Annotated in this window: 11 protein-coding genes; 5 read left to right on the top strand and 6 right to left on the bottom strand. The window is 76.0% G+C overall.

Annotated elements, in window-relative coordinates; translation table 11 throughout:
* The first annotated feature begins 29 nt into the window (after positions 1-29).
* Positions 30-1,514 (top strand): phosphatase PAP2 family protein, encoded by a 1,485-nt coding sequence (locus E9549_RS09330; RefSeq protein ID WP_236826267.1) that lies wholly within the window; start codon positions 30-32, stop codon positions 1,512-1,514.
* Between the two features lie 62 nt (positions 1,515-1,576).
* A complete protein-coding gene (locus E9549_RS09325) occupies positions 1,577-2,461 on the top strand; it encodes an alpha/beta fold hydrolase (protein ID WP_236826266.1) in 885 nt (294 codons plus the stop codon).
* Between the two features lie 7 nt (positions 2,462-2,468).
* Here E9549_RS09325 and E9549_RS09320 read toward each other — a convergent pair whose 3' ends face one another.
* From E9549_RS09320 to E9549_RS09310, 3 genes are all read right to left on the bottom strand, one after another.
* Entirely contained in the window at positions 2,469-4,088 is a 1,620-nt protein-coding gene (locus tag E9549_RS09320) for a molybdopterin-dependent oxidoreductase (protein WP_236826265.1), read from the bottom strand.
* Between the two features lie 73 nt (positions 4,089-4,161).
* Complete coding sequence (locus E9549_RS09315; RefSeq protein WP_236826264.1) at positions 4,162-5,412, bottom strand: phospholipase D-like domain-containing protein; 1,251 nt, start codon at positions 5,410-5,412, stop codon at positions 4,162-4,164.
* A gap of 68 nt (positions 5,413-5,480) precedes the next feature.
* Positions 5,481-5,738, bottom strand: a complete 258-nt coding sequence (locus E9549_RS09310) for a hypothetical protein (RefSeq protein WP_236826263.1) — start codon at positions 5,736-5,738, stop codon at positions 5,481-5,483.
* 346 nt (positions 5,739-6,084) lie between these two features.
* Here E9549_RS09310 and E9549_RS09305 point away from each other — a divergent pair, with 346 nt between their 5' ends.
* On the top strand, positions 6,085-7,176 hold the full coding sequence (locus E9549_RS09305; protein WP_236826262.1) for an AI-2E family transporter: 1,092 nt from the start codon (positions 6,085-6,087) through the stop codon (positions 7,174-7,176).
* A gap of 6 nt (positions 7,177-7,182) precedes the next feature.
* On the opposite strand, the gene E9549_RS09300 is transcribed toward E9549_RS09305, so the two are convergent.
* Entirely contained in the window at positions 7,183-7,830 is a 648-nt protein-coding gene (locus tag E9549_RS09300) for a hypothetical protein (protein ID WP_236834586.1), read from the bottom strand.
* Positions 7,831-7,974: 144 nt separating this feature from the next.
* On the opposite strand from E9549_RS09300, the gene E9549_RS09290 reads away from it, so the two are divergent.
* Both E9549_RS09290 and E9549_RS09285 read left to right on the top strand, forming a co-directional pair.
* Complete coding sequence (locus tag E9549_RS09290) at positions 7,975-8,310, top strand: hypothetical protein (protein WP_236826260.1); 336 nt, start codon at positions 7,975-7,977, stop codon at positions 8,308-8,310.
* 58 nt (positions 8,311-8,368) lie between these two features.
* Positions 8,369-9,646 carry a cyclopropane-fatty-acyl-phospholipid synthase family protein gene (locus tag E9549_RS09285; RefSeq protein ID WP_236826259.1) on the top strand — a complete coding sequence of 426 codons (1,278 nt, stop codon included), beginning with the start codon at positions 8,369-8,371 and terminating at the stop codon, positions 9,644-9,646.
* On the opposite strand, the gene E9549_RS09280 is transcribed toward E9549_RS09285, so the two are convergent.
* Positions 9,643-11,331, bottom strand: a complete 1,689-nt coding sequence (locus tag E9549_RS09280; protein ID WP_236826258.1) for an NAD(P)/FAD-dependent oxidoreductase — start codon at positions 11,329-11,331, stop codon at positions 9,643-9,645. The two genes, E9549_RS09285 and E9549_RS09280, sit on opposite strands and share 4 nt — an antisense overlap.
* A 70-nt stretch (positions 11,332-11,401) precedes the next feature.
* Positions 11,402-11,773 (bottom strand): nuclear transport factor 2 family protein, encoded by a 372-nt coding sequence (locus E9549_RS09275; RefSeq protein WP_236826257.1) that lies wholly within the window; start codon positions 11,771-11,773, stop codon positions 11,402-11,404.
* Positions 11,774-11,820 lie beyond the last annotated feature (47 nt).

The raw sequence follows: 11,820 nt of genomic DNA, 5'->3' as shown, positions 1-11,820 counted from the left end.
CCGCCGCCGCGCGGGTACCGGGGACGGGCATGAACCGGGTGGACGAGCGTGCCGGCATCCAGGACGAGCGCAGCACCACCGGGCTGGGGCGCTTCGGGGTGCGGACCGTCCTCGGTCTGGTCGCGCTGCTCGCCGGGCTGGTGCCCTTCCTGCTGCTGCTCCTGCTGGTGCAGCGCGAGTGGTCGCCGCTGGCCGCGCTGGACGGCGACGTCGCCGCCGGTCTGAACGAGGCGGTGGCCGACTCCCCCACGACGGTGCGCGTCCTGCAGGCGGTGACCGACCTCGGCGGGCACCCCGCCGCCATCCTGCTCTTCACGCTGACCACGGTGTTCCTGCTCGTCCGGGGGCAGCGGCGGCTGGCCGTCTTCGCGACGGTCACCGGTCTCTCGCTGCCCGTGCTGGTGCCCGTGACGAAGGCGCTGGTCGACCGCGCCCGACCGATGGTGGCCGACCCGGTCGCGGACCTGCCTTCCAACGCGAGCTTCCCCAGCGGGCACGCCACCGTCTCCCTGGTCACCTTCGGGACCCTGGCCCTGCTGGCCCTGCCCGCGGTGCGCCGTGGGCTCCGGCCGTGGGTGGTGGCGGCCGCCCTCGTGGTGGCGCTCGCCGTCGGGTTCACCCGGCTGGCGCTGGGGGTGCACTTCGTCACCGACGTCCTCGCCGGTTACGCCCTCGGGGCCGGCATCCTCGCGGTGACGACGGCGGCCTTCCGCGCCTGGCAGCACGACCACCACCACCACACCGAGGAGCCGCTGGACCCGCTGGACGTGGAGCCGGGCGCGATGGAGCACGCCGCACCGAGCGGCCAGCCGGCCCTGCCCGACGGCCGACGCACCGTGACCCGCCTGCTGGTCGCCGCCGCGGCCCTGTCGGCCGCCCTGATCGTGCTCGGCCTGCTGGTCACCGGCGTGCTGGGCGGTGCAGCGCTCGGCCGGTTCGACCGCTCCGTGGTCGAGGCCTTCGTCGCGGCGCGCACGCCGGTGCTCACCGACGTGACCGACGCCGTGGAGCGCCTGTCGGGCACCGCGATGGTGATCGCGGTGCCGGTGACCCTGGCCGTGCTGGCCCTCGCGGTCACCGGGAGCTGGCGGCCGGTGGTCTTCGTGCTGGTCACCGTCGTCGGCGAGCTCGGCATCTACTTCGTCGTCTCGCGCACCGTGGAACGCGCCCGGCCGGCCGTCGCCGACCTCACCTCCGGCCTGCCGACCGCGGCGAGCTGGCCCTCCGGGCACGTCGCGGCGGCGGTGGCGCTCTACGGCGCGCTGGCCGCGCTCGTCATCACCCTCGCGCGGAGCCGGTGGCGGTGGGCGGTGCTGGCCGTGCCCGTCCTCGTCGTCCCGGCGGTCGCCCTCTCCCGCATCTACACCGCCGCGCACTACCCGACCGACGTCCTCGCCGGGGTCGTCCTCGGCACGGTGTGGGTGCTGGTCTGCGCCCGGTACCTCCTCCCCGGGGTGACGGCGATGCGCCACCACGCCGTCGCGGGCCCCCGCCGTCCCGTGACGGTGGGATGACAGGACCGCGACCGTCACCACATCGACGCAGCGGCGGCCGGCCGGCTGGGTAGGGGCCCGCCATGACCGACGTGACCTCCTTCGACGGCACCCGCCTGGCCCTCTACTCGTGGGGGGACGAGGACGCGCCCCTGGTCGTCCTCGTGCACGGGCTGGGGATGTCGGCGGACTCCTGGGGCGAGGTGCCGCGGCGGCTCGCCGAGGACCACCGGGTGGTCGCCTACGACCTGCGCGGGCACGCCCAGTCCGGCGACGCGCGCTCCGGCGGCTACGGCCTGGCGTCGCACGCCGCCGACCTGGGGGCGGTGCTCGGCGCGGTCGTGCCGCGCGGCGGCTCCGCGGTCGTCGTGGGGCACAGCCTCGGCGGAGCCGTGCTGCTGCGCCACGTGGACGGCGGCGCGGACGCCCGCATCACCGGCGCGGTCTTCGTCGGCTCCGGCGGCGCGGGGGTGACGGCGCCGGGGTTCCCCGGGCGCCACCTGCCGGCGTGGGCGCGCGCCCGGCTGGCCTCCGTGTGGTTCGCGCTCCTGCGCGCCGGCTCGCGGTGGGGCCGGCGGCTCCGGCCGGTCCGCGCGGTCTCCGACCGCGGCATCCGGCACTTCGCCTTCGCCCCGGGCGAGCCCCAGGAGGCCGTGGCGCGCATGCGGGACGACTTCCTGACCACCCGGCCGCTGGCGCTGGCCGGGTCGGCCCTCGGGGCGCTGGCCGACGACGGTGTCGACCGGGCGCACTCCCTCACCGTCCCGACGCTGCTCGTGCACGGCGACCGCGACCCGGAGGTGCCGAACGCGGAGATCCACCGGCTGCTGTCCGCGCTGCCCGACGGGGAGCTGGTGCAGGTCCCCGGCGCGGGCCACATGCTGCCGCTGACCGAGCCCGACGTGGTGGTCGAGCAGGTGGCCCGCTGGGTCGGCCGTGTCGGCGGCGAGCGGGACGCCGCGGCCTGACCGACCGTCAGTCCTGCACGAGGACCTCGACCACCGGGTAGCCGGACGCGCCGTCGGGTGCCACGGGGGTGCGCTCGTCGGTCTGCACCTCGCCCAGCCCGTCGGTCGCCCGTGCGGCGATCACGTGCCGACCCGGCGTCGGGTCCCACGGGAGGTACCACTGGCGCCAGACGTCGACGTCGTGGGCCTCGGCGAGCTCCGCCTCCTGCCACGGGCCGTCGTCGATGCGCACCTCGACCCGTTCGATCCCCCGGGTCGGCGCCCACGCCACCCCGGCGATGGGTCGCCGCGCGGCGGGGACGGTGCTCCCGGACGCGGGGACGTCGATGCGCGTCTGGGTCTTGATCGGCCCCTCCTTGGCCCAGCCGCGCGGGATCCAGTAGCCGTCGACGTCCCAGCCCGTGAGCTCGATCGCCGAGAGCCACTTGGTGGCCGAGACGTAGCCGTAGAGGCCGGGCACCACGAGCCGGGCCGGGAAGCCGTGCTCGGCCGGCAGCGGCTCGCCGTTCATCGCGACGGCGACCATCGCCTCCTCCACGTCGAGCGCGGTGATCGTCGCGAAGCCCGCGGTGAACCCGTCGACGGAGCGGCCGATCAGCTGCGTGGCGCCCTCCTGCAGCCCGGCGCGCTCCAGCAGCGCACGCAGCGGGACGCCCTGCCAGCGGGCGGTGCCGACGAGGTCGCCGCCCACCTCGTTGGAGACGCAGGCGAGGGTGATGTCCGCCTCGATCTGCGGGAGCTCCATGAGCTCGGCGTAGGTGAGCGTGAACGGGTCGTCCACCATCCCGCGGACCGCGAGCTGCCAGCCGTCGGGGTCGACGGTGGGCACCCGCAGCGCGGTGTCGATCCGGTAGAACTCGGCGTTCGGGGTGAACAGCGGCGTGATGCCCGGGATCTCGAGGGTGGCCCCGGCCGGCACGGGCCCCGCCTGCCGTACCGGGACCGGCAGCCGGATGGCCGCCCGCAGCTCGTCGAGCCGTTCCCGGCCGGAGAGCAGGTAGCCGCCGATCCCGGCGAGCACGCCGAGCAGGGTGGCCCCGCCGGTCACCGCGAGGAAACGGCGCCGGTCCACCTCGCTCAGCAGGGGGACCGTCCCCGGGTCGGCGGGGTCGGTCGAGCCCTGGCCGCCGGCGGGCGCCGGCACGGCCCGGCGCGGCAGGCCGACGACGAGCCACCCCAGCACCGCGGTCCCGGCCGCCGCCCCGACCAGGCCCACGAGCGCGGTCAGGAAGACGGGGTTGCGGTCGTCGGCGAGCGCGGCGACGACGCCGAGCGTGGCGAACAGCGCAATGCCGCCGCCGGCGAGGACGACGAAGCGCCGGGCGAGCACGCCCAGCCCCGCGCCGATCAGCACCGAGACGACCAGGATGCCCGCGAGGAGGACCGGCTTGTCGGCGGCACCCAGGGTGGCGATCGCCCACTGCTCCAGCCAGCCGGGGACGCTGTCGATGACCGCGTCCCCCACCGCGATCACCAGGGAGGGCGCCGCCGGGACCAGCCCGGCGACGAGCTCGGCCAGGCCGAGCCCGGCGGCCACCGCGGCCACCCCGGCCAGCGCCGCGCTCCCCCGGCCCAGCGCGTGGGCCCGCCCCGTCCGTGCCTCCGCCGGCTGCGTCGTCCCCGCCACGTCCGACCCGTGTCCCGCCGGCGCGGGCGGGACACCGCCGTCCCGCCTTCGTCCCGGGAACGTCATGCGACGGTCAGGGACGGCGGCCGGCCAGCCCGACGGCGCCCCAGCCGCGCAGCGGCCGGCCGACGACGTCGGAGGCCACCTCGAGGGTGCGGCGGTACAGGCCCCGCTCGCGCCAGCGCACCGGGTCCACCTGCACGCTGCGGGCGAGGTCCTCGTCGAAGTCCGCGTCCAGCGCCCCGGCGACGGCGGGGTCGTCGGCCAGCAGGCACACCTGCTCGTTGAGCCCCAACGACCGGGTGTCGACGTTCGCCGTGCCGATCATCCCGAGGGCGCCGTCGACGGTGACGACCTTGGCGTGCAGCAGCGCCGGCTGGTACCGCCAGATCTCGACCCCGGCGTCCAGCAGCTCCTGGAAGTCCAGCTCGCCCTGCAGGTGGACCGCCGGCCGCTCCACGTGCGGGCCGGCGACCAGCAGCCGGACGCGCACCCCCCGCCGTGCCGTCGTCCCGACCGCCCGGCGCAGCCAGCGCGGCAGCCGCACGTAGGGCGTGGTGATGCGGACCTCCTCCCGCGCGCAGTGCAGGAGGGCGGCCAGCGCCAACGCCGCCTCGCTCCACCCCGGCTGGGACGGCGGCCGCAGCACCTGGACCGCCGAGCTCCCGGCCGGGCCGAGCTCGGGGAACGGGTCCTGGTCGGACAGCACCTCACCGGTGAGGCGGACCTGTGCCTGCATCCAGGGCTGCACGAACGCCGAGCGCAGCCCGGCGACGGCGGGTCCCTCCACGCGGACGGCGGTGTCCCGCCAGCTGCCGGGGTGCCGGCCGTCGCCGGTCCACGCGGTGTCCACCCCGGTGCCGCCGGTGAAGGCCACCGTCTCGTCGCAGACCAGCACCCGCCGGTGGCTGCGCTGGTTCCACACCCCGATGCGCAGCGTGTGCAGCGGCCGGTAGAAGAAGACGCTGCACCCGGCCTGCCGCATGGTCCGCAGGTCCTGCCGGTCGATCTGCTTGGCCCCGTAGCCGTCGAGCAGGACGCGCACCCGGACGCCGGCCCGGGCGCGCTCGGCGAGGGCGCCGGCCATCCGGTGGGCGATCTCCCCGCCCCGCCAGGAGAACCACAGCAGGTCGATGCTCCGCCGGGCGGCCGCGATCGCCGCGAGCAGCGCCGGGAAGGTCTCGTCCCCGTTCCGCAGCAGCGCGAGCCGGTTGCCCTCGGTGAACGGCACCCCGACGAGCGCCTCCAGCGCTCGCCGGGGGGACGGCCGCTCCTGCGGCGTCGGCGTCGTCCCGCTCGGCCGGGTCCCGGTTCCGGTGCCCACGAGGTCTCCTCCCGCGTCGTCCTCCGGGTCCGGTGTCCAGCTCGGCCACGGGGAAACGTGCGCTGACCTCAGCACGGCGGCGGGCACCCGCCGTCCCGCACCCGCAACCGCTCGTCGAGGAGGTGGTCGACGAGCCGTGACCGGCAGTCGAGGGTCACGAGCAGGGTGGCCGCGAGCTCGGCCAGCTCCTCCTGGCGGCGCCGGACCTCGGCGAGCTCCCGTTCCACGTCCCGGCGGATGCGGTCGCAGGTGCGGAGGTCGTCGTCGACGGTGGCGAGACTGCGGGGTCGGGCCCCGGCCGGGTGGGGGAGGACGGGCTGGGACATGGGGACCTCCGGGTGCGCGCGGCGGCCGGCGTGGGCGGCCGCTGTACCGGGTGTGCCCGTCCGCGCGGTGGTCAGCGCGGCGCCCGCCGTCCTGACACGGATCTGCAAGAGGACCGCAACAGAACCCGCCCGCACCGGGCGCTCGCCCGGCCGGACGCGCCGCGGTGGCCCAGGATGCGGGGGTACCCCCGGCCGCGGAGCGGTGCGGGACCACCACGACCGGAGGAGCGGGTGTGCGGGCGGGACGGCGGCGGTGAGCTGGTGGCCGAGGCGGGCGGCGGACGACGGCGCCGGCGCCGCACCCACGCCGGCCGTCGCCGCATCTCGGGACGGGCACCGCGTGCCGGTGGCGCCTGCCGCACCGGCCTGGGCGGTGCGGACCCTCGTGGTCGGCGCCGCGCTGCTGGTGCTGGCCGCGGTCGCCTGGCTGCTGTTCTGGGTCCTGCTGCGGCTGCCGCTGGTGACGGTGACCGTCGCCGTCGCCCTGCTGCTGACCGCCATCGTGCACCCGTTCACCCGGTTGCTGTCCCGGGCGCTCCCCCGGGCGCTGGCCGCGCTGCTGTCGGTGTTCCTGCTGTTCGGCCTCCTGGCCGGCGTCGGCTTCCTCGTGGGGTTCCGCGCCGCCGAGGAGCTGCGCGACCTCGCCCGCCCGCTGGCCGCCGGGATCGACCGGATCCGGGTCTGGCTGATCGAGGGCCCGCTGGGGCTGGACCCCCAGCAGGTGACCGAGGCGCGCAACGCGGTGGTCGACCGGATCTTCCGGCTCGCGCCGGAGCCGACGGCCGCGGCGGGGATGGCGCTCTACGTGCTGGCCGCGGTGGTGCTGGTGGCCTTCCTGACGTTCTTCCTGCTCAAGGACGGCGCGTCGATGTGGGCCTGGGCGCTGCGGCTGGCACCCGCCCGGCGCCGCGAGCAGGTCGACGGCGCCGGCCGGACGGCGTGGACGACCCTCTCCCAGTACGTGCGCGGCGTCGTCATCGTGGCGCTCATCGACGCCGTGGGCATCGGTGCGGCGCTGCTGGTCCTGGGGGTTCCGCTGTGGCCGTCGCTGACCCTGCTGACCTTCCTCGGCGCGTTCGTCCCGCTGTTCGGGGCGACGGTGAGCGGGGCGGTGGCCGTGCTCGTCACGCTGGTGACCAACGGGCTGACCGACGCGGTCATCGTGCTGGTCGCCGTCCTGGTCGTGCAGCAGGTCGAGGGCAACGTCCTGCACCCGGTCATCGTCGGGCGGGCCCTGCGGCTGCACCCGGTGGTCATCCTCGTCGCGGTCACCGCCGGGACGATGCTGTGGGGCCTGGCCGGTGCGCTGCTGGCCGTGCCGCTCGTGGCGGTCTCCTACCGCGTCCTGGTGCACCTGCGCGAGAACCCGGTGCCGGGTCCCGCTCCCGCCGTCCCGCGGACCGAGGTGCCGGAACCGGCGCCGGAGAGCACCCGGTAGAGGACCTCAGCCGGAGGGCTGCCGCACGACCTCGATGTCCCGGGCCGCGATCGCGACGTCCCCGGCGAGGGCGGCGAACAGGGTCTCGGGGTCGTCGGCCAGCACGTCGGCGGAGATGCCGAAGTCCGCCTCGAAGGAGCTCCGCCGGACCCGCTCGACCGGGCCGGTCACCCGGAGGACGTCGCCCACCTCCAGCTCGCCGGGAGGCGTCACCGTGATCACGCCGACGGTGGTCCCCTCCCCGCCGCCGAGCCGGAAGGCGGCGCCCACCTGGGAGACCGAGACCAGGCCGACCACCTCCGCCGTCACGGTGACGTCCTCACCGATGAGGGGCTCGGGGTCGTCGAACAGGCCGGCGGGGTCCTCGAACGGCTGCGCCGGGTCATCGCCCGGGGGCTGCTCCCCGTTGTCGGTCGGGGGCGCCTCGGCCGAGGGCGTGGTGGGGGCGGCCGACGGCACCGGACGTTCCTCCAGCGCCTCGACGCGGTCCCGCAGCCCGTCGATCTCGTCGGCGAGCGCCGCCACCTCCTGCGCCGTGGGGCCGGTCGCGTCGTCGCCGCAGCCGGCCAGGCCCGCCACCGCGAGGGCCGCGGCCACGGCGACCCGGCTCGCCCGGGCGCCGCTGCCCGCACGCGTCCGCCGCTGGGCGCGCATGCCCCCTCCTCCGCTCGACCGGCCCGTCCTGCGCCCCAGCCTGGGCCCGGGGCGCACGCGGAGCAAGCCGGTGGAGGTCACGGTCCGGACACCGGAGGGTGCGCCTGCCCGGACGCGCGCGGAGCCGCCGTTAGCGTGCCGGGCGTGCTCCCGCCCGATCCTGCGGACGCCTCCGCCTGTGCCACCTGCGGCCGGCCGTGGGCGGACGTGGACGGCGGCCGGGGCTGGCTGCACCTGGAGGTCACCCGGTCCGACGAGGCCGAGGGGCTGCGCTTCCTGGACGCCGACTTCTGCACGCAGGAGCACGCCGCCCAGTGGCTCGCCCGGCCGCTCCCGGACCCGGTGGCACCGGAGCTCCACGGGGCGACGTGGCCCGACCGGCTCGCCGCGGCGTGGGTCGTCCTGCTCGTCGTGCTCGCGGCGGCGCTGACCGGGCTGGGCGCGTGGACGGCCGGGGCGTTCCTGCTCGGCCTGGTCTGAGGGCGCCCGCGGCCGGACCCCTCCCGCCGGGGGCGGTCGATCTGCCAGGGTCGGGCGCATGGCGCACCGGGGAGCGAGCGGGTTGGTGGACGAACTGGCCAGGACCCTGCTGGGCGCCCCGCTGCCGCTGTCGGTGCGCTGCTGGGACGGCTCGGAGTCCGTCGTCGACGGCGCCCCGACCCTGGTGGTGCGGAACCGGCGGGCGCTGCGCCGCCTGGTGTTCGCGCCCGGGGAACTGGGGCTCGCCCGGGCCTACGTCAGCGGCGACCTCGACGTCGAGGGCGACCTCTACGCGGCACTGAGCTTCCCCGACGACCTGCCGGCCCGACCGGAGCTGCGGCTGGACCGGCGGGCCCTGGTCCGCCTGGCCGGCCCCCTGCTGCGGCTCCGGGTCCCCGGGCCACCGCCTGCGCCGCCCGCCGAGGAGGCCCGCCTGCGCGGGCTGCGCCACTCGCTGCGCCGCGACCGGAGCGCGATCAGCCACCACTACGACGTCGGGAACGACTTCTACCGGCTGCTGCTGGGCCCCTCGCTGGTCTACAGCTGCGCGTACTTCCCGGGCCCCGGCGCCACGCTCGAGGCGGCGCAGGAGGCCAAGCTCGACCTGGTCTGCCGCAAGCTCGGGGTGGAGCCCGGGATGCGGCTGCTCGACGTCGGCTGCGGCTGGGGGTCGCTCGCCCTCCACGCCGCGTCGCGGTACGGGGTCTCGGTGGTGGGCGTGACCATCTCCGGAGCACAGGCCGACCTGGCCCGCCGGCGGGTGACCGAGGCCGGGCTGGCCGACCGCGTCGAGATCCGGCTGCAGGACTACCGCGAGGTCGACGACGGACCCTTCGACGCGATCGCGTCGGTCGGCATGGCCGAGCACGTGGGCCACGACCAGCTGCCCGCCTACGCCGCCCGGCTGCACGCGCTGCTGGCCCCCGGTGGGCGGCTGCTCAACCATGCGATCGCGCGGGGGCCGGCCGCCGGGCCGGACCGCCCGGACCCGGGGTCGTTCCTCACCCGGTACGTCTTCCCCGACGGCGAGCTGCAGCCGGTGGCGACCCACGTGCGGGTGCTGGAGGAGGCGGGGTTCGAGGTCGTCGACGTCGAGGCGCTGCGCCGGCACTACGCGCTCACCTGCCGTGCGTGGGTGCGCAACCTCGAGGAGAACTGGGAGGAGGCGGTGCGGGAGTCCTCGCCCGGGCGGGCGCGGGTGTGGCGGCTGTACCTGGCGGGGTCGGCGCTGGCCTTCGAGCGGCACCGGGTGGGCGTGAACCAGGTGCTGGCGGTGCGGCCGGGCGGCGAGGACCGGCTGCCGCTGCGCCGTCCGGACCGGAGCCGTCCGCGCTAGTCCGGGAGCGCGACCGGGCCGACCTCGGCGAACACGTCGCCGGGGCCCGGGTTCTCGGGGTGGGTGCCCCCGCCGAAGTGCCGCATGATGCCCCAGACCGCGTTGAGCGACGTCTGCACCGCGCCCTCGACCCAGGCGGGCGTCCACGAGACGTCGTCGCCGGCCAGGAAGATCCCGCGGTGCTCGGCCGGGAAGTCGTCCTGCACGAACTGCGCGTACATCCGGTGGTTGTAGCGGTAGTGCCCGGGCAGCGCGCCCTTGAAGGCGCCGAGGAAGTGCGCGTCGGCCTCCCACGAGACCGTGATGGGGTCGCCGATGATGTGCCGCGCGATGTCCAGGTCGGGGTAGATCTTCTTCAGCGCGCCCAGCGCCAGGCGCACCCGCTGGTCGACCGGGTACGGGAGCATCTTCAGCGCGTCGCTCATCCACGAGTAGGTCAGGCAGATGACACCGGGCTTGTCGTCGCCGTGGTCGAACAGGTACGTGCCGCGGGTGAGCCGGTCGGTGAGGGTCATGCTCATGACGTCGCGGCCGGTGACCGGGTCCTTGTCCTTCCAGAACGGCCGGTCGACCATCACGAAGGTCTTCGACGACTGCATGTACCGGGTGCGGTCCAGCGCCGTCCACATCTTCTGCGCGAAGAGGTCCTCGTCGCAGTCGATCGTCGTCGTCAGCAGCCAGCTCTGGCAGGTGACCAGCACCGCCGGGTAGCGGGCGGTGTGCCCCCAGGCGTCCGTGACGGCGAAGCTGCCGTCGGCGGCGCGGGAGACGGCGGCGACGCCGGCCCGCGGCCCGCCGGAGTGCAGCTTCGCCAGCGTCGTGCCGGCCGGCCAGTGCGCGGGCGCGTCAGGGGCGTGGTTCCACAGGCCCCACGGGACCTGCTCCACCCCGCCGACGACGAAGCGCTGGTCCTCGTCGCAGTTCGTCATCACCACGCGGAAGATCTCGAGCATCGAGTTCGGGAAGTCCGAGTCCCACCCGCCGGTGCCGAAGCCCACCTGGCCGAAGACCTCGCGGTGGTGGAACGACAGCCGGGAGAACGCCTCGGAGCTGGCGATGAAGTCGTAGAAGGTGCGGTCGTCCCAGAGCGGCACCAGCTCGTCCCACAGGGACTTGAGCGTCTTCACGTCGCGCGCCCGGATCGCGTCCTGGATCTCGGCGAACCGCACCGTGCCCAGGGCGTCCGCCCACGCCGCCGCGACCTCGCGGAACAGCTTCGGCAGCGCCTCCGAGGACTCCGCGTAGTGCGTCTCCCCCTCGATGTCGATGACCGTGCTGCCCGACGCCGGGGTCAGCGGGTTCGGGAAGGGCCGCGTCTCCAGGCCGAGCAGGTCGACGTAGCGGTAGAAGGCGGTCGACGAGACCGGGAACCGCATGCCGCCCAGCTCGGCGACGATCTCCGGCGGCGCGCCCTCGAACCGGGCCGACCGCAGCCGGCCGCCCATCTGGGAGGCCTCGTAGAGGACGGGCTTGAGGCCCAGCTTCATCAGCTCGTAGGCGGCGACCAGGCCGGAGATGCCCGCGCCGACGATCGCGACCTCCTCGCCGTGCCGATCCGGTGGGATCGCGCCCAGGCCCGAGGGGTGGGTGATCCAGTCGTCGAACGCGAACGGGAAGTCGGGGCCGAAGATCGTGACCGGCGGCCGGTCGTCGTGGGCGGTCTCCTGGCCGGGACCGGTGGTCATCGCCTCGTCCTCCCTGCTGCCGACGGCTGCCCGCCGCACCCTACGGGGGCCGGCCGACGCCTCCCCCGGCTCACGCGAGCAGCGCCGCCATCCGCTCGCGGAGCGCGGTCGCGGCCGAGTAGGGGCGGACCATCACGGTCAGCTCGGTGAGCACGCCGTCGCGGCCGCGCAGGATGTCCACGCCCTGGAGGGCGCGGTCGCCGACCCGGGTGTCGAAGGCGAGGACGTGCCCGCCGTCGCCCCCGTACGAGGCGGTGTAGCGGAAGTCCTCGAACACCGACATCACCCCGGTGAGGATCGCGCGCAGCGGCCCGGTGCCGCGGTAGGGCTCGTGCACGATCGGCGACAGGAAGACGCAGTCGTCGCTGAACAGCCGCACCGCGGCGTCGACGTCGCGGTACTCCACGGCCGCCCGGAAGGCGGCGAAGGGGTCGGTCGGCACGGTCGTCCCTCTCTGCACGGTTCCAAGCCGTCGCGCGGTGCGCGGCA

Origin of the sequence: Blastococcus sp. MG754426 (assembly GCF_021699055.1) — a bacterium.
In the GTDB taxonomy this organism is placed as follows: domain Bacteria; phylum Actinomycetota; class Actinomycetes; order Mycobacteriales; family Geodermatophilaceae; genus Blastococcus.
This window is presented reverse-complemented; position numbering and strand designations above follow the sequence as displayed.

Coding starts and splice junctions, on each gene's coding strand:
- E9549_RS09330 (WP_236826267.1), top strand. CDS start 30: ATGAACCGGGTGGACGAGCGTGCCGGCATCCAGGACGAGCGCAGCACC.
- E9549_RS09325 (WP_236826266.1), top strand. CDS start 1,577: ATGACCGACGTGACCTCCTTCGACGGCACCCGCCTGGCCCTCTACTCG.
- E9549_RS09310 (WP_236826263.1), bottom strand. CDS start 5,738: ATGTCCCAGCCCGTCCTCCCCCACCCGGCCGGGGCCCGACCCCGCAGT.
- E9549_RS09300 (WP_236834586.1), bottom strand. CDS start 7,830: ATGCGCGCCCAGCGGCGGACGCGTGCGGGCAGCGGCGCCCGGGCGAGC.
- E9549_RS09285 (WP_236826259.1), top strand. CDS start 8,369: ATGGCGCACCGGGGAGCGAGCGGGTTGGTGGACGAACTGGCCAGGACC.
- E9549_RS09280 (WP_236826258.1), bottom strand. CDS start 11,331: ATGACCACCGGTCCCGGCCAGGAGACCGCCCACGACGACCGGCCGCCG.